The 19,225-nt window shown below is 41.8% G+C and carries 21 protein-coding genes and 4 tRNA genes; 8 read left to right on the forward strand and 17 right to left on the reverse strand.

All coding sequences use genetic code 11. The features are described from left to right. The first annotated feature begins 120 nt into the window (after positions 1-120). Positions 121-1,479, forward strand: a complete 1,359-nt coding sequence (mgtE, locus tag J8Z28_RS15435) for a magnesium transporter (RefSeq protein ID WP_054561109.1) — start codon at positions 121-123, stop codon at positions 1,477-1,479. A gap of 36 nt (positions 1,480-1,515) precedes the next feature. Here the strand turns inward: mgtE and J8Z28_RS15440 are convergent, their stop codons facing one another. Next, a complete protein-coding gene (locus J8Z28_RS15440; protein ID WP_054561110.1) occupies positions 1,516-3,693 on the reverse strand; it encodes a YgiQ family radical SAM protein in 2,178 nt (725 codons plus the stop codon). 121 nt (positions 3,694-3,814) lie between these two features. Further along, the gene (locus tag J8Z28_RS15445; protein WP_062566534.1) at positions 3,815-6,010 is read right to left on the reverse strand and encodes a bifunctional diguanylate cyclase/phosphodiesterase; all 2,196 of its coding nucleotides are present in this window, start codon (positions 6,008-6,010) and stop codon (positions 3,815-3,817) included. Between the two features lie 259 nt (positions 6,011-6,269). Here J8Z28_RS15445 and J8Z28_RS15450 point away from each other — a divergent pair, with 259 nt between their 5' ends. Together J8Z28_RS15450 and J8Z28_RS15455 are read left to right on the forward strand one after the other, a co-directional pair. Continuing rightward, a complete protein-coding gene (locus tag J8Z28_RS15450; RefSeq protein ID WP_235575457.1) occupies positions 6,270-6,776 on the forward strand; it encodes an SRPBCC family protein in 507 nt (168 codons plus the stop codon). Beyond that, a complete protein-coding gene (locus tag J8Z28_RS15455; protein WP_058585939.1) occupies positions 6,745-7,632 on the forward strand; it encodes a TIGR03899 family protein in 888 nt (295 codons plus the stop codon). The genes J8Z28_RS15450 and J8Z28_RS15455 overlap by 32 nt, the downstream gene beginning before the upstream one ends. A gap of 33 nt (positions 7,633-7,665) precedes the next feature. Here J8Z28_RS15455 and J8Z28_RS15460 read toward each other — a convergent pair whose 3' ends face one another. The 9 genes from J8Z28_RS15460 to J8Z28_RS15500 all read right to left on the reverse strand — a co-directional run bounded on the left by J8Z28_RS15460 (position 7,666) and on the right by J8Z28_RS15500 (position 13,896). Then, positions 7,666-8,433, reverse strand: coding sequence for a TIGR04219 family outer membrane beta-barrel protein (locus J8Z28_RS15460; protein WP_062566535.1), 768 nt, complete (start codon positions 8,431-8,433; stop codon positions 7,666-7,668). 4 nt (positions 8,434-8,437) lie between these two features. Then, the gene (locus J8Z28_RS15465) at positions 8,438-9,424 is read right to left on the reverse strand and encodes a DUF2333 family protein (protein ID WP_062566536.1); all 987 of its coding nucleotides are present in this window, start codon (positions 9,422-9,424) and stop codon (positions 8,438-8,440) included. 8 nt (positions 9,425-9,432) lie between these two features. Continuing rightward, the gene (locus J8Z28_RS15470) at positions 9,433-9,939 is read right to left on the reverse strand and encodes a copper chaperone PCu(A)C (RefSeq protein ID WP_062566537.1); all 507 of its coding nucleotides are present in this window, start codon (positions 9,937-9,939) and stop codon (positions 9,433-9,435) included. Between the two features lie 80 nt (positions 9,940-10,019). Continuing rightward, entirely contained in the window at positions 10,020-10,346 is a 327-nt protein-coding gene (locus tag J8Z28_RS15475; protein WP_062566538.1) for a hypothetical protein, read from the reverse strand. Positions 10,347-10,355: 9 nt separating this feature from the next. Next, entirely contained in the window at positions 10,356-10,562 is a 207-nt protein-coding gene (locus J8Z28_RS15480) for a PspC domain-containing protein (RefSeq protein WP_054554145.1), read from the reverse strand. Positions 10,563-10,572: 10 nt separating this feature from the next. Then, positions 10,573-11,247: a PspA/IM30 family protein gene (locus tag J8Z28_RS15485; protein WP_054561117.1), complete on the reverse strand. Its 675-nt coding sequence runs from the start codon at positions 11,245-11,247 to the stop codon at positions 10,573-10,575. Between the two features lie 236 nt (positions 11,248-11,483). Continuing rightward, positions 11,484-12,461: a tRNA dihydrouridine(20/20a) synthase DusA gene (dusA, locus tag J8Z28_RS15490; RefSeq protein WP_082422939.1), complete on the reverse strand. Its 978-nt coding sequence runs from the start codon at positions 12,459-12,461 to the stop codon at positions 11,484-11,486. 236 nt (positions 12,462-12,697) lie between these two features. Further along, positions 12,698-13,120: a hypothetical protein gene (locus J8Z28_RS15495; RefSeq protein ID WP_130166181.1), complete on the reverse strand. Its 423-nt coding sequence runs from the start codon at positions 13,118-13,120 to the stop codon at positions 12,698-12,700. Between the two features lie 155 nt (positions 13,121-13,275). Further along, complete coding sequence (locus tag J8Z28_RS15500; protein WP_250659655.1) at positions 13,276-13,896, reverse strand: MarC family protein; 621 nt, start codon at positions 13,894-13,896, stop codon at positions 13,276-13,278. Positions 13,897-13,990: 94 nt separating this feature from the next. Between J8Z28_RS15500 and J8Z28_RS15505 the strand changes: the two genes are divergently transcribed. The 3 genes from J8Z28_RS15505 to J8Z28_RS15515 all read left to right on the forward strand — a co-directional run bounded on the left by J8Z28_RS15505 (position 13,991) and on the right by J8Z28_RS15515 (position 15,388). Next, positions 13,991-14,425 (forward strand): transcriptional repressor, encoded by a 435-nt coding sequence (locus J8Z28_RS15505; RefSeq protein ID WP_054554141.1) that lies wholly within the window; start codon positions 13,991-13,993, stop codon positions 14,423-14,425. Positions 14,426-14,498: 73 nt separating this feature from the next. Further along, positions 14,499-14,966: a chemotaxis protein CheX gene (locus J8Z28_RS15510; RefSeq protein WP_054554140.1), complete on the forward strand. Its 468-nt coding sequence runs from the start codon at positions 14,499-14,501 to the stop codon at positions 14,964-14,966. Further along, complete coding sequence (locus J8Z28_RS15515) at positions 14,963-15,388, forward strand: secondary thiamine-phosphate synthase enzyme YjbQ (RefSeq protein WP_054561120.1); 426 nt, start codon at positions 14,963-14,965, stop codon at positions 15,386-15,388. The genes J8Z28_RS15510 and J8Z28_RS15515 overlap by 4 nt, the downstream gene beginning before the upstream one ends. A 2-nt stretch (positions 15,389-15,390) precedes the next feature. On the opposite strand, the gene J8Z28_RS15520 is transcribed toward J8Z28_RS15515, so the two are convergent. The 6 genes from J8Z28_RS15520 to orn all read right to left on the reverse strand — a co-directional run bounded on the left by J8Z28_RS15520 (position 15,391) and on the right by orn (position 17,126). Next, complete coding sequence (locus J8Z28_RS15520) at positions 15,391-15,651, reverse strand: hypothetical protein (protein WP_250659656.1); 261 nt, start codon at positions 15,649-15,651, stop codon at positions 15,391-15,393. Next, positions 15,641-15,716: transfer RNA gene (locus tag J8Z28_RS15525), tRNA-Gly, on the reverse strand. The genes J8Z28_RS15520 and J8Z28_RS15525 overlap by 11 nt, the downstream gene beginning before the upstream one ends. Before the next feature lie 102 nt (positions 15,717-15,818). Beyond that, positions 15,819-15,894 (reverse strand) — tRNA-Gly (locus J8Z28_RS15530). A 166-nt stretch (positions 15,895-16,060) separates the two neighbouring features. Further along, positions 16,061-16,136: transfer RNA gene (locus J8Z28_RS15535), tRNA-Gly, on the reverse strand. A gap of 93 nt (positions 16,137-16,229) precedes the next feature. Then, positions 16,230-16,305, reverse strand: a tRNA-Gly gene (locus J8Z28_RS15540). 275 nt (positions 16,306-16,580) lie between these two features. After that, entirely contained in the window at positions 16,581-17,126 is a 546-nt protein-coding gene (orn, locus tag J8Z28_RS15545) for an oligoribonuclease (RefSeq protein ID WP_054554138.1), read from the reverse strand. Positions 17,127-17,248: 122 nt separating this feature from the next. Between orn and rsgA the strand changes: the two genes are divergently transcribed. Together rsgA and asd are read left to right on the forward strand one after the other, a co-directional pair. Further along, positions 17,249-18,307: a small ribosomal subunit biogenesis GTPase RsgA gene (gene rsgA / locus J8Z28_RS15550; protein ID WP_058585944.1), complete on the forward strand. Its 1,059-nt coding sequence runs from the start codon at positions 17,249-17,251 to the stop codon at positions 18,305-18,307. Between the two features lie 18 nt (positions 18,308-18,325). Next, positions 18,326-19,192, forward strand: coding sequence for an archaetidylserine decarboxylase (asd, locus tag J8Z28_RS15555; RefSeq protein ID WP_175083551.1), 867 nt, complete (start codon positions 18,326-18,328; stop codon positions 19,190-19,192). The last annotated feature ends 33 nt before the right edge of the window (positions 19,193-19,225 follow it).

The following is a 19,225-nucleotide window of genomic DNA, read 5'->3' on the forward strand; positions in this document are numbered from 1 at the left end:
AAATTACAAAACTCTTAATAAATTTATCGCAGTGCGACGATATCTCTGCAAATACACTACAAAGCAACTATGCTGTATTTGCTTAGCCTATTTAAACTTTTTTCAGTTGTAAGGACGCCAATGCCAGAAGCCTTTGAACAAGATTACCCACTACAACAACTCAAACAAGTGACCAAGTCACTCAATAGTGGTCAATTTGTTCAAGTGCGCGGAATGTTAGCCAAAACGGCACCTTGTGATACAGCCCTTTTACTTGAATCTTCTCCCCATAAAATTCGTCGTATGCTTTGGCAGCTGGTTGATCCAGATGTCCGTGGTGATGTTCTAGAAGAACTCTCTGAAGATGTACGTCTTGGCATTATTGCCCAGATGGAGCCTGAGCACATTGCTGCTGCCACTGAAGATATGGACGACGATGACTTAGGTGAGGTTTTACGTAGTCTTCCTGATACTGTATATCAAGACGTTGTCAGTGCCATGGATTCGCAAGATAGAGAGAGAGCAACTCAAGCACTTTCTTATCAAGAGCGTTCAGCCGGTGCCTTGATGAACAGCGATACGGTTACCATTCGTCCTGACGTTACTCTCGATGTTGTACTGCGCTATTTACGCTTACGAGGTGAGCTACCAGAGGGTACCGATGACTTATATGTAGTTGATAAGCATAACTGCTTTTTAGGCGCGCTTTCATTAACTACATTGCTGACCAGCCCATCAGATAAAATTGTTCGTGATTTAATGGATGAAGACTGTGAGTCAATCCTAATCTCTATGGATGAAAGTGATGTAGCGCAATTGTTTGAACGTCACAACTGGATTTCAGCCCCTGTCGTCGATGATAACGCTCACTTGCTTGGTCGTATTACCATCGATGATATCGTTGACGTAATCCGTGAAGATGCTGAACACAGCATGCTTAGCCTCGCTGGTCTTGACGACGAAGAAGATACCTTTGCGCCAGTGCTAAAAAGTTCGCAGCGTCGCTCTATTTGGCTTGGGGTTAACTTATTAACCGCATTGTTAGCAGCCATTGTGGCAAGCTTTTTCGAAAACACCTTAGCAATCTTGCCTATTTTAGCGGTACTCAATGGTATCGTCCCTTCAATGGGGGGTGTTGCGGGTAGCCAAACCCTAACTCTGGTTATTCGTGGTATAGCGGTTGGTCATATCAACCAAACCAACCAACGCTTCTTATTACTTAAGGAGCTGGCGATTGGCGCACTGAATGGCATTATTTGGTCGATATTAATTGCTGGTGTGGTTGCCCTATGGCAGTGGGACTTTAAACTCGGCGCAGTGCTGGCCTTTGCAATGTTTATGAATCTTGTTGCCGCTGGTATTGCGGGTGCGAGCATTCCATTAATTCTTAAGAAAATGAAAATAGACCCAGCCCTCGCCGGCAGTGTGGTACTGACAACCGTCACTGATATTGTTGGTATCTTTGCCTTTTTAGGCACCGCAACCTGGTTATTGATCTAATATAAAACGGCCCTTTAAGGGCCGTATTTATATCTTTTACTTTGCGCGCTGCTTATTTTTACCTACTCGAGGTTTGGTATTGGCCTTTTTAAACTGGCTAAAACCGGTGTGACGAGTCAGTGCCGCACGGCCTTTACCGCCCTTTCCTCTAGCAGCTTTCTCGTTACGACCTTCTTCAGGTACCAAACAGTTCGGTCCTTTACCGATTAGATTCGCTTTGCCCATTTTTCTTAGTGCTTCACGGATCATCGGCCAACCAGCAGGATCGTGGTAACGTAAAATCGCTTTGTGTAAGCGACGCTGGCGTGCGCCTTTTGGAACAGGCACTTGCTCAGTATTGTTCTTAATATTGCGCAGCGAGTTCATCTCAGTGTGATAGATCGTGGTTGCATTGGCCATCGGTGATGGATAAAAGTTTTGCACTTGATCAAGCTTAAAGTCATTAGACTTTAACCACAACGCCATGTTCACCATGTCTTCGTCTTTCGTTCCTGGGTGAGCAGAAATAAAATACGGGATCAAATACTGCTTTTTACCCGCTTCTTTTGAGTATTTATCAAATAGCTCTTTAAACTTATCGTAAGCTCCCATGCCCGGCTTCATCATCTTAGACAATGGACCATCTTCAGTATGCTCAGGGGCAATTTTTAAGTACCCGCCTACGTGATGGGTAACCAACTCTTTTACATAGCGAGGGTCTTCTACAGCTAAGTCATAACGTACGCCAGACGCAATCAAAATTTTCTTCACACCTTTTACATCACGGGCTTTTTTATAAAGCTCAATAGTTGGGGTGTGATCCGTGTCCATGTGCTTACAGATATCAGGATAAACACATGATAAACGTCGGCATGTACTCTCTGCTTTTTTACTCTTACAGCGCAACTTGTACATATTCGCTGTCGGTCCACCTAAGTCAGAGATAACCCCAGTAAAGCCCGGTACTCTGTCACGAATTTGCTCAATTTCATCAATAATTGATTGCTCAGAACGGCTTTGAATAATACGTCCTTCGTGCTCTGTAATCGAACAGAAAGAACAGCCACCAAAGCAACCACGCATGATGTTCACCGAGGTTTTAATCATTTCATAGGCTGGGATTTTTTCATCGCCGTAGCTTGGGTGCGGAATACGCTGATATGGCAAACCAAATACGCCATCCATTTCTTCAGTTTCAAGCGGAAATGCAGGCGGGTTAACCCAAATAGAACGGTCTCCATGGCGTTGAAATAACGCACGTGCACAACCTGGGTTTGTTTCTTGGTGCAAAATACGCGAGGCATGGGCATAAAGCGGTTTATTTACGCTTACTTGCTCATACGCTGGTAGCTTAACGTAGGTCTTTTCCCAAGGCTTAGGACGAGCTGGCTGGATAGTGATTGGCTTAGCCGCCTCGGCACTTAAATCAATACCTGCTTTTTTAAATTCAGATTTACTACAACCCACATCATCTGCGCCATACGGGTTTGGAATTGGATCAATCTTACCGATTTTATCAATTGCAGTTGAGTCACTACCACGCCAACCCGGTAATGGTTCTTTACGAATAACCGCAGTACCACGAATATCTTGAATTGTCTCAACCGACTCACCCGCAGCAATACGGTGGGCAACTTCAACAAGTGGGCGCTCAGCATTACCGTAAATTAGAATGTCAGCTTTGGCATCAAACAATACGCTACGGCGTACTTTTTCTTGCCAATAATCATAATGAGCAATACGGCGTAAACTCGCCTCAATACCACCAATGATCAGCGGCACATCTTTATAAGCTTCGCGACAGCGTTGGCTGTATACAACTACCGCACGGTCAGGACGTTTACCGCCTATGTTACCCGGCGTATAAGCATCATCATGACGCATACGCTTTTCAGCAGTATAACGGTTGATCATCGAGTCCATATTACCCGCTGTAACACCAAAGAATAAGTTAGGCTTACCTAACGCCATAAAGGCATCTTTTGAGTTCCAATCAGGTTGTGCAATTATACCCACACGAAAACCCTGTGACTCAAGCATACGCCCTATCACAGCCATACCGAAACTTGGGTGATCTACATACGCATCACCACTTACAATGATCACGTCACAGCTATCCCAGCCTAACGCGTCCATTTCTGCACGAGTGGTTGGTAAAAATGGCGCCGTGCCATAGCATTCAGCCCAATACTTAGGGTAAGAAAACAGGCCTCGCTCGGCTTTTAATGCGCTCATAAAGTGTACTCTGCTAACAAAAGGGGCGAATTATACCTCAGTCTTATAGATTATTATAGAAAACAAAACGCCCTTCACATGGAAGGGCGCTGTTTAATTTTTATGTAATTACTGGAACTGGTTACTGCTTAGCTTGCAAGTAGGTAATTAACTCTTTTTCAGGCATAGGCTTAGCGTACATAAAGCCTTGCACTTCATCACAGCCAAGCTGGGCTAAATAATCCGCTTGCGCTTGTGTCTCAACCCCTTCTGCTATGGTTTTTAAGCCTAACCTTGCACCAAGAGAAATAATTAACGCAGCAATCGCCTGACAATCTTGACCTGGTAAGTCTTTAATAAAGTCGCGATCAATTTTGAGTCTGTCTAGCGGCAGTTTTTGCAAGTAACTTAACGATGAAAACCCTGTACCGAAGTCGTCGATCGCAATCTCGATACCAAACTCTTTAAGTTCTTTTAGTGTGGTGATCACATTAGCTAGCTCATCCATAACCACGCTTTCAGTCACTTCGAGTTCAATAAACTGCGGTTTTACATCATATTTAATAAGCGTGTCTTTAACCTGCTGCGCATAGCCTTTAACTTTAAATTGCGGCACTGAAACATTTACAGCAATGCTAATTGCAAAGCCCATTGCTTCGAGGCGCTTTTGCTGCATACATGCTTGCTCTAGCACCCATTGCCCTATTTCAACAATTAAACCGGCATCTTCAGCCATTGGAACGAAAATCGCTGGCGAAATATACTGACCATTACCTGACGGCCAACGCAGTAGCGCTTCACAGCCAATGATTTCAAGGGTGTTTAAATCAAGTTGTGGCTGAAACCAAACCTCTAATTTACGCTGCTCAAAATCTTGACGAAGCTGTCTGATGATCCCTAAACGCCAAGCCATTTTCTCTTCCATGTCTGGGGTATACGTCACCACCATTTCAGAAGATTGTTTTTTAGCCTGGTTAAGCGCAATGTAGCCCAGCTTTAAGGTCTCGATCCCTGCTTGCAGGAAGTCACCTTGATAACATAAACCAATTTTAAAGTTGATTGGTAAAATGTGTTCACCTGCATTGAACGGCAAACTTAAGTGCTCGCGTAGTAGCTCAACGTCACATTCACCAACGGGTAACAGTAAGCCAAATACATCTGCACCGATGCGCGAGAGCAGCTCAGCATTTGGGTATTCTTGATGCAGTCTATCAACAATGGCATTTAGTAATAAGTTACCAATCTCTTGGCCTAAGCCATTGTTAATATCTGAGAATTGCGCAACATCAATTAATAAAAAGACATAGTCACTTTTACCCGGCTGGTAGTAACGCTCCACTTTATTCATGAAATCGTTACGATTCGATAAGCCAGTTAAAACATCTTTATAAGCTGCATCACGTAAACGGTTGAACAGCCTAACATTATCAAGACCAACACTGACATTGGTTAAAAATATCTCTGCAAATTGTAGTTGCGAAGGACTTGGTGTGTGCTCGGTTTCTAAGTAAATAGCTGCTTGGCGGTTTTTGCTTTTTAATAAGTACGTACTGTCTACATCGGTGTGCTGATGCTCACCTTGGGCTAGGCAGTTGTTAACTTGCATGATAATACGGCCATCATCAAGCTGCTCAATACCCTGGCCAATAAACTCATTATATTCAGCACAACCACCTAAAACATAAACCTGATTGTCATCTTCAATAGAACCACACAGTAAACCTTGCGGTTCGCAATCTAAAATAATTGAGAGCTGCTTAATCACTGCCATTGAAAAGGCTTTGATATCAGTAAAACCAAGAATAGCCTTAGATGCATACAAAATATTATTTAACGCGCGGCTTTGAAATTCGAGCTGACATACTTGCTCATAAGAGCGAATAGCCGTAACAAGGGCGGTGATAAGTTTACTACGTGTAAGTTCTGTTTTTGTTTTGTAGTCGTTAATATCGTATTCGCGGATCACTTTTTCTTCAGGTGCGTAGCCTGGTTGTCCGGTACGTAAAATAATGCGCACATTGTGATTATTAAGGCACTCTCTAACCTGCTTTACAACTTGCAAGCCAGCATCATCTGACTCCATAACCACATCAAGGAGAATTACCGAAATCGAATGGTCATTTTTAAGTAATTCGAGCGCTTCTGCACCTGAGTAGGCATGGTGAAATCGCAGCCCTTTATCCCAAAACTCAACGCCTGAGAGGGCAAGCTTAGTAACTGAATGTATTTCTGGATCATCATCGACAATTAATACGTCCCAAAAATCAGAGACAGTTTCATCCACTAACTGTTCGTCATCTTGGTCACTAAACAAAAAGTCGTTACTCTCTGATGCCATTAATAATTCCTTAGAGTGATCCCCGTAATACTGTAACTATGGCGCCACTCCATTTTACAGCGATGCTCAAAATTCTATCACTTATTTAACTATGATACATTAGTGATAGCTTATATAGTATCAAACAGATTATAGTCTATGTTACGTATAATGTTATGAAAGTTATAAAACAATTGCCTGAGGTGAGATTATTAAAATACTCATTTTTACCCTAAAAGCGATTTTTATCAGCATTCTGATCTCACTTGTGATTGGGCTTATGCTTTCACCGCAATATACTGTTCACAAATCAATTAAAGTGAATGCGAGCAGTGCTGAGATTGCAAGCCTTATAGGCGACTTTAATCAATGGCCTAAGTGGCAACCATGGCAGGCTGTCGACCCGAGTATTAAATTTACCATTGCAGAACCTAGCCAAGGAGTAGGTGCACATCAATTTTGGCAAAGTCGCTTTGGCGAAGGTGAAATGACCATCACCCAACTCGACAACAGCCAGCTTTCATTTAATATCTTATTTAATAAAGAACACATTGCCCAAGGCACAATTCGCTATTTACCTGAAGGCGATAACGTTAACATTGAGTGTTCATTAAAAGGTGAGGTCAACACCCCTATTATTGGTGGCTACCTTGCTTTACTAAGTCAGTATATTCTCAATAACACAGTAAAACTGGCGCTCAATAACATCAAAACTCATGCGCAGTTAGCAACAACAGGCAAGGACAGTGTGACCGATGACAGTGAAAGCAGCTCAGGCGAGAGTTAATCTTGCTAATATCATAGAAAACCAGCTTGGCTACCCTATTCATAAGGCATCATCGGCTAGGATCAACCATGCTGGTGATGACAGCTACTCAGCACAAGGTCAACAGCAGTTAGCTTATCAAATTAAAGCGCAAGCAAGCCTTTTAGAGCGCGCCCAAACTCGCCAAGAAATTCAATTCATTAAGCGCCAAGAAAATATCGAAACCATTATGGCGATGGCTATGGCGTTTTGCCCCGATGTCACTGGCCAACAACAACCAGATTTTGATTGGATAGAGCGCTTTATTAGTTTATGTGAAGACACAGCTAATTCTTCAATGCAAAAGCTATGGGCAAAAATACTCGCAGGTGAGACCGTGTCACCGGGCACCTTTTCGATTAAAAGCTTACAAACCCTTAAGCACATGACACAGCGCGAAGCAGATGCCCTTCAGCGCTGTACATCACTGTGTGGCTTCAATGAAAAAGATAACAGCCACTTAATTTTACTTGGCTTTTACAAGAAGCCTTCACTGTTTGATTTACTTAGAAAAGGTAACAAGGTGTCATTTAATTTAGGGAAAACCCCTGTTAGCTTTCCTGACATTCTTACCCTGATGGATATTAACTTGCTGTATCGAAAAGAAATCGAATCAGCTGTTTTAAAAGCTGGCCAAGAACTGGTGCTGAGCTTTATGAATCAACGCTTGGTTTTAAAAGCAAAAAGTAATGACTTAGTACTCAGTTATTATAAATTTACACAAACGGGCGACGAGTTAAGAAAGCTAATCGCATCGCCAATAAATAAGGCTTATAAGCAGATACTTTCAACATCATTAGAAGATGAATTTGAAGTTAGCTGGCAAGCTTTAAAATAAAGCTGCCAGCTAAATATAAACCGAAAAACTCGATTAGAAGTGGATTTGAATACCCGCAAATGGACCTGATGCATCTAAATCTGTGTAGATATCATCAATATCATCAAGCTCTAAAGTCATTGAGCGGTAACCCGCTTTAATGTCCATATCAATTGCTAAGTTATCAAGTAAAGCGTATGCAACACCCGCTTGGTAGTCTTGAATTTTGCTATCGTCGATAGCCAGTAAGCTACCTTCAAAGAATACGCTTAAACCTGTTAACGGCAAGCCAACTTCAGCACGACCATACACTAAAGGTACGAAACCAGAAAAATCAACGCGCTCAGTTGTACTTGGGCCACCTTCTTGCGAAGTACCCGTTACCGTAATTTCACCGTCAAATTGTTTAGCGTTTACACCTAAATCAATTGAAACCAAATCATTATCAAAGATTTCGTAATATAGGATGTAGTCAACATGTGATAAATCACTCACTGTGCCTACTTGTGTGCCTACAACGTAATCAGAACCACCAAAGCTAAACGTTTCATCAAGTGTTGTATCACCATTTAACTCAAGTTCAGTGTATTTTAGTTTAATGTTTGGTACTAACGGCACTGGGTGCTCAAGTGCTGCGTAGTAGCTCGTAAACGTTTCATCATCAAATTTAAAGCTTTGTAGATTTCCGTCTTGAGCAAAACTACCGCTGTTATCTGATTGCCAGCCATCAACACCTAGGTATAAACCTAATAATGTATCAGCTTGCGCTGTTGGAGCTAAACAGGCCATTGAAAGGGCAGCTGCTAAACAGTACTTTTTCATCATTTTATCCTTGCGCTAAAAGTTCGCTAAGTTCAATTAGAGCCGCATTGGCTCGAGAAATATAATTCGCCATGACCAGTGAGTGGTTAGCAACAAAACCAAAACCACTGCCATTTAAGATCATTGGGCTCCACACAGTTTCTTGCGTGGCCTCTAATTCACGAATAATTTGTTGCAGACTAACACGAGCATTTTTCTTTTCTAAGACATCAGCAAAATCATATTCAACCGCTTGTAAAAAGTGCAGTAATGCCCACGTTGCACCACGCGATTCATAAAATACATCATCAATTTGCCACCAAGATGTTTTTACTTGGCTTTGCAAAGGGGTGTATGTTGCTTGATGAGCCGCAGTATCGCCAGCTAAATCAGTGTTCAAACGATCTTGGCCAACACTTGCGCTTAGACGCTGACTTAAACTACCTAAGCGCTTTTCAGCTTCTTTTAACCAGCCACGTAAGTTATCGGCACGGGCATAAAACTGGCTATCTCGATCGTTCTGATCCGCAATTTGGGTACGGTATACAATAAGTAAATCAATACCCTTTTGATATTCAGTTTCTGCGCTAGGCCATGCCCATGCTACCGAGCTTATATTAAATTGCGGCTGTGCTTTTTTAAGTGCTTCGTGCTCAGTTGATTGAGACTGTGAACGGCTGAAGTCTTTACGCATCGACAACACTAAATCTCGGGTCATCTCAAGCGCGCCATATTCCCACGCCGGCATGTTATCCATCATTACACTTGGTGGCATCATATCGTTAGATAAGTAGCCGCCAGGCTTATTTAATAATGTACTTGCCACATTGATCAACGTAGTTGTTGTTGTGTAGCCGGTGACAAACTTTTCACCGCGCATTTGCGCTTCCTGTTTTGCCTTGCTAACAACATCCATACGAGCTGGTTCACTACTCCAGTAAACAGCAATCGCGTAAAAAATAATTAGTATAATAAGTAATGCACTGGCTATTTTTCCTTTATGCTCAGACATAATACCTCCTAGTGATGTGAGTGCTCTTTACTTTTTTTTGATGCCTGCTCAGACATTTCTTGTAAAGACACAACCTTGGCTTGAGTAAAAACTCGATTGCCATCATTAAAATATAGCGTGAGTTTTCGTTCTTGCCCTGCTTTTAGTTGATCTTCAGGTTCAAACACCATTAAGTGATAACCACCCGGTTTAAACTCAACACTGCTGTGACCATCAATCTTTAATGATAAAACCTGTTCCATTTTCATCATGCCATCAACATGAGTATGCTGATGAATTTCAACACGTCCTAAACCATCAAGCTCAGCTTTAGTTAATACCGTTGCATGCTCACTTGGGTTAGTAATAGTTAAATAAGCCACGCTGGCTTTACTGGCTGGTAAAAATTCACGTACCTGCGCATTGCTTACGGCTACTTCGGCAACATCGCTATGATCATGGCCACTATGGGCAGATAAAAAAGTACTAAAGAATAAACTTGCGGTAAGAAAAGAGAGTGCGGGCCACAGTTTCATTATGTTTTAATCCTTGTTAAGACATTAACTTACCCGCTAAATTTAGCATATTTTATGTATTAAGGCAGTTTATTAGTACCTTAAGCTGGCGATTTTTTGTTATCGGCAATCAACCAGCATAATGCTGCGATTAGTAAAAGTGGCCATGCAATCATTACTGAGCCAAATAAAAACGCAAGCAAAACACCAATCAAAGCAACAACACCTGCGCCTAGCAGCCCAATAGTGAATAGCGCAACACCTGCAACGACGGCAATGACTGCCACTATTGCACCGATGACCTCAAGCCCAGCCCAACTCATATCAGCAATTGATAAAGGTAATTGCCATGAGTCAAACGATACAAATGAAACCGCATCAGTGCATAGTAATAACATTGCCAAAATGATGATAGCTAACGTTTTCATGTCCTACTCCTAGTAACCTTTCACTGGTAAAGTGCAATGAGCCACTAAATAACCCACGCCTATTAACAGCGGCATTTGAATAAGTAATATGATCATGACCAGACGTGTTGACCATACAGGGAAGCCTAAGCGCGCAGCGAGTCCGCTACATACACCCGAGATCTTTTTATTACTCAGATCACGGTACCAACGTGTCGATGTGTGATAAGTATTCATTATTAACCTCCTAAGCCGACTGCTTCATCGTTGCTTTCAAGTCAGCAAGCTCTTTATCGATTGCTTCATCTTTCTCAAGGGCAGCGAATTGTGCTGCTGTTGAATTTGCAGCATCACTTTGTGTCAGTTCATACGCCTCAACTTGCGACTCAATGTTTTCAACGCGCTGCTCTAAGTAGTCAAAACGCGCTAATGCATCTTCAACTTTACTGCTATGCAGCTGCTCTTTTACTTTTAAGCGTGCTGTAACAACGCGTTCTTTTTGCATGTAAGTCAGCTGTTTGGCCTTTGCATCTGCAAGCTTGTTTTGTAAACGCTGACAATCTTCTGTCAATTTAGCGAGTGACTCTGCCACTTTATCCATTTCAGCTTGTTGCGCTTCGATTTCTGTCGTTAAACGCTGCTTTTCAACTAATGCTGCTTTGGCAAGATCATCGCGATCTTTACTCAACGCTTTTTCTGCTTTCGCTTGCCAGTCAGCTACTTTCGCTTGTTTCGCTGCAATTTCACGCTTCATTTGCTTTTCTTGCGTTAAAAATGTCGCAGCAGTTGCACGGCATTCAGTCAGTGCATCCTGCATTTCTTGCACGAGTAGATTAAGTAACTTTTCAGGATCTTCAGCTTTGTCTAATGCTGCAGAAAGGTTTGCCTGAATAATGTCATTTACGCGATTTAATACACCCATGTGACTCTCCTGTTGATTATTGGGTTAATACAGCTAGGAGATTCCAATTCTTGTGCCAACTAACGAATAAATTAAAATTATCATTTATATACAATGAGTTGAGTCAATTAAATTTAGATTTAGGCTGACTAGTGACTGAATGAAAAATAACTAATTTGACTAAAAAATTAACTTTTTCACTAAATTTTAGGATCAAAAAAAGCCACAAAATGTGGCTTTTTTAATAGGCTTTGTGATTAGGCTTCTGGGACAAAACTTAAGGCTTTATCCATAACAGATAAATCGGCCGCTTTACCATGGCCTTTTTCTGAAAGGTGGCGTCTAAAACCACGCGCACCAGGTTGGCCTTGAAAAATTCCCAACATATGGCGAGCAATATGCCAAAAGTTAGCGCCTTTACTCATTTCGTCTTCAATATAGTCGTACATCGAGCGCACAACCTGATGACGACTCAGCGTAAAGGCTTCATCACCATAAATGTTTTCGTCAACCTCAGACAAAATAAACGGATTACTATACGCTTCACGACCAATCATAATGCCATCAACATACTCAAGGTGAGCTACGCTATCAGCAATTGTTTTCACGCCACCATTTAAGCTTAAGTGAAGTTGCGGATAATCTTTTTTCAACTGGTAAACCCGCGGGTAATCAAGAGGTGGGATCTCACGATTCTCTTTTGGGCTTAAGCCATTTAACCACGCTTTACGCGCATGAATAATAAAGTCATCACAGCCAACATCATGACTTGCTTCAATTAAAGCACATAAAAACTCATACGAGTCTTGCTCATCAATACCAATGCGCGTTTTAACAGTAACAGGAATAGTCACTTCGGCTTTCATTGCAGCAACGCAGTCAGCAACCAGTTTAGGCTCAGCCATTAAACAAGCACCAAAACGACCATTTTGCACACGATCAGACGGACAGCCAACATTTAAATTTACTTCATGATAGCCGCGCTCCGCCGCTAACTTTGCACACTTAGCCAACGCTTCAGGATCTGAGCCACCAAGTTGCAATGCCACTGGCCCTTCATGCTCATTAAAGTGTAAGTAATCGCCTTTACCAAATAAAATAGCGCCGGTTGTCACCATCTCTGTATATAGCACAGCATGCTTAGTCATTTTGCGGTGAAAAGTTCGACAGTGACGATCTGTCCAATCTAACATGGGTGCCACGGAAAAACGGCGGTTTAATGTCGTTGTGCTCATAACATGGCCCCTTTAAAGATCAATGCATTTACTTGCAACTTAAATTACCTAATACGATTAACGCTTAATATAGCGATGACACATACCCTTTAGGTATGCACCGAAATGAAAAATTGCGACCATTATACCACCGAAGCTCGCTCGCGGCATGGCTTAATCGAAGATCTGATAATGAAAAGAGGCGAAGAAGTGTACTGCAATCTCACTTCTTTGATGAATAAGGTAAAATGCTAAGTCTACATTTTTACTTTACTTAGGAGATGTTCAAGGTTTTGGCCCGTAAGTTCCAAAATCGTAATTTCAAGCTCTTTGTAGTCCTCGTTTTTCAGGTTAACTAACTTAGCACCCACTGCAATTCGCGCTACTTTCTCAACGGGGTCCATTTCGACAATTTCAATTGATGCACGCGTATCATGATCTTTTGATTGCACATAATATTCACTAAAGAAGGTACCATCTGCACGTACATTTGGATTACTGTCAGACACAGACTGCAGAAGCGTGCCTTTCTTTAAATCACTTTTACGAAGTGAGAAGCTGTACTCCGCCACATTGGCATGACCAACAATTACGGTAACTGCGCTTTCACCATTAATTTTAAAATCATGATCTGTTACTTCGATAACTTTTAGCTTACCACTATCATAGGTCGGCTCCATGCAAGCACCTAAACTAAAAATCAGAAAAACAGATAAGACGACATTTTTGATTAGCATTCTTTGTTCCTTAAATTTTATATTGCCTTCTTTAAAGTTAGATAAAAGAAGGCAATTATTCAAAGTTTAAATCACTGAAAATGCACTTTAAATTAAAACTAGCCGACAACACTCAAACCGAAGTAGTGAGCGATACCGCCTAAGATATTAGTCACCGCTACTGACGATAAAATTAAGCCCATCACTCGACTGATAATGCTCGCGCCACTATCACCAATTAACTTATGAACATGCGTGGCAAGTAGTAATAAAACCAGTACCATTATTAACACAGAAAGCATAATCGATGAGGTAATTAGCTGCTCATACCAAGTGTATTCGGTATTTCGAGTCATCAGTACTGCACCAAGCATGGCACCGGGGCTGGCAATAGAAGGAATCGCCAAAGGGAAAATAGCGGTTTCTGTGCTATCTCGAACACTTTTGATTTCTGTTTCTGGTTTACTTTCACCGAAGATCATCGACAGAGCAAACAGTAATAATACGATACCTCCGGCAATCTGAAATGCCGAAAGTGGAATATTGATCGCGTTTAAAAGTAACTCGCCCGCAACAACAAAAAACAATAGCACTAATGCCGAAACACCAACCGCTTTTAATGCAACTTTGCGCTTAAATTTGGCGTCATCCCAGCGTGTAACAGCAATAAAAACAGGCACGGTTCCGATAGGATCAATGACGGCAAAAAAGAAAATGAATGCAGCTAGCAATTCACTCATTAAGAAAACTCCCTGAAAACGTGTTAGCGAATAAAAACACTGCAACTACAATACAGTATGTTAGTATATCACGGTAGCGTAAGGATAAGAGAAGATGAATATAGAATCACTCGTCAGTAAAGCAAAACAAGTATGCGATAATCGTGGTGCACGTTTCACACCTATCCGTGAAAAAGTATTCCGCCTGTTAGCTAGTGCGCAAGGTGGTGTGGGTGCTTATGACTTATTAGAACAACTCAAATTAACTGAGTCAGGCGCAAAACCGGCCACTATTTATCGAGCGCTCGATTTTTTATCGGAACTTGGCTTTATTCATAAAATTGAAAGCACCAACTCATTTATGCTGTGCCATCATTTTGATCACATTCACCCTGTACAGTTATTAATTTGTGACAGCTGTGGTTATGTAAAAGAATTGCATTCAACAGTAATTTCTCATGAACTTAATAACTTAGCGGCAGAAAGTGGATTTATTGTCTCAGGACAAACAATTGAAGCGCACGGTAAATGCGAAAAATGCAAAGAATAAGTGCGGTGTTTGAAACAACCACTACACTTAAAGTATGATTAACGGCATTTCGAAACCTAAGGGAAAATAAATAATGAATGTGGAGTTCATCAACCCTTTTTTATCATCATTATTAAATGTATTGAGCACTATGGCTCAAACAGAATTAAAGCCGGGTAAACCTAGTTTAAAGAAAGACGAACTAGCCCGTGGCGATGTATCAGGTTTGATTGGTATGGTTGGCCCACAAACTAAAGGTTCACTTTCAATCACCTTTGATGAAAATCTAGCACTGACCATTATGGAAAGAATGCTAGGTGAACGCCCTGATACGGTTAACGAAGAAGTAACCGACATGGTAGGTGAAATTACTAACATGGTAACAGGTGGCGCTAAAAACCTACTTGGCGAAAAAGGCTATGAGTTTGATATGGCAACGCCAGTTGTAGTGTCTGGTAAGGGACATACAATTGCACATAAATGTGAAGGCGCTAAAGTGTTAATTCCATTCACATCTGCTGATGGTAACGCCAATATTGAAGTTAGCTTTGATAAACTATGAGCTGGCAGCAAAAAACCATTCAATTGAAGCCTCGCTCACGAGGCTTTCACATCATTGATGACGAGCTACTTCGTCAACTTCCAGAGATAGCACAATACAAAGTCGGCTTATTACACCTATTCATTCAACACACTTCTGCAAGCTTAACTATTAACGAAAATGCAGATCCTACAGTAAGAATGGATATGGAAAGTCACTTCAATCATTTTGTGCCAGAACGACAAAGTTATTATCGTCATGATTATGAAGGTGATGACGATATGCCAGCCCATATAAAAAGCAGTACATTAGGTGCTGAACTCACCATACCAATTAATCAAGGCCGCTTAATGCTAGGCACATGGCAAGGTATTTATTTAGGTGAACACCGAGATCATGGTGGCGCTAGACGTATTATCGCGACGGTTCAAGGCCAGATCTAAAACTAGCTGTAAGCTGTAAGCTGTAAGCTGTAAGCTGTAAGCTGTAAGCTGTAAGCTGTAAGCTGTAAGCTGTAAGCTGTAAGCTGTAAGCTGTAAGCTGTAAGCTGTAAGCTGTAAGCTGTAAGCTGTAAGCTGTAAGCTGTAAGCTGTAAGCTGTAAGCTGTAAGCTGTAAGCTGTAAGCTGTAAGCTGTAAGCAAATCTTGGTATTAACTAAATTATTTAAGAAAGTGTTTTTGGGATTTTTTAGAGATTGGAGCGGCACACGAGGCTCGAACTCGTGACCTCAACCTTGGCAAGGTTGCGCTCTACCAACTGAGCTAGTGCCGCTTTAAATAGTTTCTAGTTACAAGATTCAAGTTACAAGTTTGAATAGCTTGGTGCTTTCAACTTTCCCCTTGAAACTTATATCAATTTCTTTTGGTGAGAAATTGGAGCGGCACACGAGGCTCGAACTCGTGACCTCAACCTTGGCAAGGTTGCGCTCTACCAACTGAGCTAGTGCCGCTTTTAAGTAGTCAGTAATTTGTCCGTTGTCGCACAACCTGAAGGTTGCGGTGAAACGTTCTGGCAACTGAGCTAGTGCCGCACAATAAGTTACTAGTTTTAAGTTACAAGCTTCAAGTTAGTTACTTTCTTCTTGAAACTTAAGCCAATTTCTTTTGGTGAGAAATTGGAGCGGCACACGAGGCTCGAACTCGTGACCTCAACCTTGGCAAGGTTGCGCTCTACCAACTGAGCTAGTGCCGCATGAATAAGTTGTAAGCTGCAAGTTTCTAGTTTCAAGCTAATGCTTTCAACTTTCCCCTTGAAACTTATATCAATTTCTTTTGGTGAAGAAATTGGAGCGGCACACGAGGCTCGAACTCGTGACCTCAACCTTGGCAAGGTTGCGCTCTACCAACTGAGCTAGTGCCGCTTTAAAGTAGTCAGTAATTTGTCCGTTGTCGCACAACCTGAAGGTTGCGGTGAAACGTTCTGGCAACTGAGCTAGTGCCGCTTTAAAGTAGTCAGTAATTTGTCCGTTGGCGCACAACCTGAAGGTTGCGGTAAAACGTTCTGGCAACTGAGCTAGTGCCGCAAATTATAACTTTCAACTATAAAAGTTTAGCTAAAGACACACTAACCCCGCGGGGGTTAACGTCTTAAGCGGGGCAGGATTCTACAATAATCCGATGTGTTTGCAAATGTTTTTTACAAATTAAAGAATTTTTCTTGGTAAACCTTTAATTCCATGATCGAATCTTTGATATCGTCGAGGGCTAGATGTGAACCTTTTTTGTTCACTTGCGCTAATACGTCAGGTTTCCAACGACGTGCAAGCTCTTTAACTGTACTCACATCAAGGTTACGGTAGTGAAAGTAGTCTTCCAATTCAGGCATGTACTTATTCATAAAACGGCGGTCTTGGCCGATAGAATTACCACACATAGGTGAAGCACCCGCAGGTACCCATTGCTTTAGAAATGCCAATGTTTGATCAATAGCATCTTGTTCAGTGAATGTGCTTGCTTTACAACGAGCTGTTAAACCAGATTGACCGTGCTGAGTCGTGCACCACTCGTCCATGCCATCAAGCAGTTCATCGCTTTGATGAATAGCAATAACAGGGCCTTCAGCCAAGATGTTTAAATCACTGTCGGTGACAACAGTGGCAATTTCGAGTATTTTATCTGTTGCTGGTTCGAGGCCTGTCATTTCCAGGTCGAGCCAGATAAGATTTGATTTATGAAAAGACATAGTTACCTTAGCGGTGCTTTCCTTTAGATCCAACGCATTTAGATATATCATATTAGTATCATCAGTCGACCTAAAGCTTTTTTTTCAAAAAGCCCGACATTTACTCAAGTTATAGGCCAAAAGTGGCAAAACAAAAGAAATTAAGTAAAGGCCAATCACGTCGAATTAAGGCCAATCATCAAAAACGCCTCTCTAATGCAGACAAAAAGCAACAGAAAGGGGCAACTGTGCAATGGCAAAATGACAATTTAGGCCCTGCCGAAAATGCGGTTGTGATCAGTCGATTTGGCCAACATGCCGATATCGAAACCGAATCAGGCGAAGTATTGCGCTGTAATATACGCAGAACAGTATCGAGCCTTGTATGTGGTGATGAAGTTATTTTTCGCCGTGCAAAAGTTAGCGAAGGCGACTTAGCAGGCGTTATTGAAGCAACTCATGAGCGTCGTTCACAACTAACTCGCCCTGATTTTTATGACGGGGTGAAAGTCGTCGCTGCCAATATTGACCAAATTTTAATGGTCTCTGCTGTATTGCCTGAGTTTACGCCAAACATTATCGACCGCTATTTAGTTGCCTGTGAAGACATGGGGATTGAGCCTATTTTAGTGCTTAACAAAATAGATTTAATTGACGATGAAGGCCTTGCTTTTATTGATGAAATTCTCGATATCTATCGTGAGCTAGGTTATCAAGTACTATTAGTCAGTAATAAAACCGGTCAAGGCATTGCTGAGCTTAAACAAAAACTGGTTGATAAAAACAGCATTTTTGTTGGTCAAAGTGGTGTGGGTAAATCAACCTTAGTGAACACTGTACTGCCTGATGCTGACATCTTAACCCAAGAAGTATCTGAGAACAGCGGCCTTGGTCAACACACAACAACCGTATCGCGATTACACCATTTACCAAGTGGTGGTAACCTAATCGACTCACCGGGAATTCGTGAGTTTGGCTTATGGCATTTAGATGTTGAGCGCGTTACATGGTGCTTTAAAGAGTTCCGTGATTTTATTGGTGGCTGTCGTTTTCGCGATTGTAAACATTTAAACGATCCTGGCTGTATAATTCGCCAAGCTGTTGATGATGGTGAAATTTCAGAACTTCGCTTTGACAGTTACCACCGAATTTTAGAAACTATGGCCGACGGCCGTGCTGGTGCACGCGCTCCTCGCGTATAACTATTTAGGAAATAACAAGTGAGTTTAGATAAATTCAAAATTGCTATGCAATATGCCATGCCAAAACATTTCATTTCGCGCATGGTTGGCAAGTTAGCAGCAGCAAAAGCGGGTGGCTTAACAACGGCCTTAATTAAATTGTTTATCAAACAATACAAAATTGATATGAGTGAGGCTAAATACCCAGATCCAGCTCATTACAAAACTTTTAATGAGTTTTTCACTCGCCCGTTAAAAGAAGGTATTCGTCCACTTGCTGAAGAAAGCGACATTATTGCTCACCCAGTTGATGGTGCAATTAGCCAATTAGGCGATGTAGTAGACGGTCAAATCATCCAAGCAAAAGGCCATGACTACAGCTTACAAGCACTCCTTGGTGGCAAAGAAGAAGACACTGCACCGTTTTTAGGCGGGAAGTTTGCAACTATTTATTTAGCGCCTAAAGATTACCACCGTATTCACATGCCTGTTGATGGTACGCTGAGCAAAATGATCTACGTACCGGGTGATTTATTTTCGGTAAACCCGTTAACAGCACAAAATGTACCTAACCTATTTGCTCGTAACGAGCGTGTTGTAGCTATCTTTGAAACTGAAATTGGCCCGCTAGCCATGGTACTTGTTGGTGCGACAATTGTTGCTAGCATCGAGACTATTTGGGCAGGCACAGTCACGCCACCAGCAGGTAAAGATGTATTTAGTTGGAATTACCCAACTACAGGTGACAACGCGATTACTCTGAAGAAGGGTGAAGAAATGGGTCGCTTTAAGTTAGGCTCTACCGTTATTTTAGCCTGGGGAGCAAATCAAGCTGAGTTCTTATCAGATCAACACCCAGAAACAGTGACCCGCATGGGCACACCATTTGCGAAAATTAACGACTAATAAGTTCAATTAAGCAAACCACTTGAGCAATAG

The organism is Pseudoalteromonas sp. SCSIO 43088, from assembly GCF_023650795.1.
Lineage (GTDB): Bacteria > Pseudomonadota > Gammaproteobacteria > Enterobacterales > Alteromonadaceae > Pseudoalteromonas > Pseudoalteromonas shioyasakiensis.

Bases quoted from the DNA above. Each gene is read 5' to 3' on its own strand.
- J8Z28_RS15480 (WP_054554145.1), bottom strand. From the start codon at position 10,562: ATGAATACTTATCACACATCGACACGTTGGTACCGTGATCTGAGTAAT.
- J8Z28_RS15500 (WP_250659655.1), bottom strand. From the start codon at position 13,896: ATGAGTGAATTGCTAGCTGCATTCATTTTCTTTTTTGCCGTCATTGAT.
- J8Z28_RS15475 (WP_062566538.1), bottom strand. From the start codon at position 10,346: ATGAAAACGTTAGCTATCATCATTTTGGCAATGTTATTACTATGCACT.
- J8Z28_RS15455 (WP_058585939.1), top strand. From the start codon at position 6,745: ATGACAGTGAAAGCAGCTCAGGCGAGAGTTAATCTTGCTAATATCATA.
- J8Z28_RS15515 (WP_054561120.1), top strand. From the start codon at position 14,963: ATGAGCTGGCAGCAAAAAACCATTCAATTGAAGCCTCGCTCACGAGGC.
- J8Z28_RS15465 (WP_062566536.1), bottom strand. From the start codon at position 9,424: ATGTCTGAGCATAAAGGAAAAATAGCCAGTGCATTACTTATTATACTA.
- orn (WP_054554138.1), bottom strand. From the start codon at position 17,126: ATGTCTTTTCATAAATCAAATCTTATCTGGCTCGACCTGGAAATGACA.
- J8Z28_RS15470 (WP_062566537.1), bottom strand. From the start codon at position 9,939: ATGAAACTGTGGCCCGCACTCTCTTTTCTTACCGCAAGTTTATTCTTT.
- J8Z28_RS15485 (WP_054561117.1), bottom strand. From the start codon at position 11,247: ATGGGTGTATTAAATCGCGTAAATGACATTATTCAGGCAAACCTTTCT.
- J8Z28_RS15510 (WP_054554140.1), top strand. From the start codon at position 14,499: ATGAATGTGGAGTTCATCAACCCTTTTTTATCATCATTATTAAATGTA.
- J8Z28_RS15445 (WP_062566534.1), bottom strand. From the start codon at position 6,010: ATGGCATCAGAGAGTAACGACTTTTTGTTTAGTGACCAAGATGACGAA.
- dusA (WP_082422939.1), bottom strand. From the start codon at position 12,461: ATGAGCACAACGACATTAAACCGCCGTTTTTCCGTGGCACCCATGTTA.
- J8Z28_RS15495 (WP_130166181.1), bottom strand. From the start codon at position 13,120: ATGGAGCCGACCTATGATAGTGGTAAGCTAAAAGTTATCGAAGTAACA.
- J8Z28_RS15440 (WP_054561110.1), bottom strand. From the start codon at position 3,693: ATGAGCGCATTAAAAGCCGAGCGAGGCCTGTTTTCTTACCCTAAGTAT.
- mgtE (WP_054561109.1), top strand. From the start codon at position 121: ATGCCAGAAGCCTTTGAACAAGATTACCCACTACAACAACTCAAACAA.
- J8Z28_RS15505 (WP_054554141.1), top strand. From the start codon at position 13,991: ATGAATATAGAATCACTCGTCAGTAAAGCAAAACAAGTATGCGATAAT.
- J8Z28_RS15450 (WP_235575457.1), top strand. From the start codon at position 6,270: ATGCTTTCACCGCAATATACTGTTCACAAATCAATTAAAGTGAATGCG.
- J8Z28_RS15460 (WP_062566535.1), bottom strand. From the start codon at position 8,433: ATGAAAAAGTACTGTTTAGCAGCTGCCCTTTCAATGGCCTGTTTAGCT.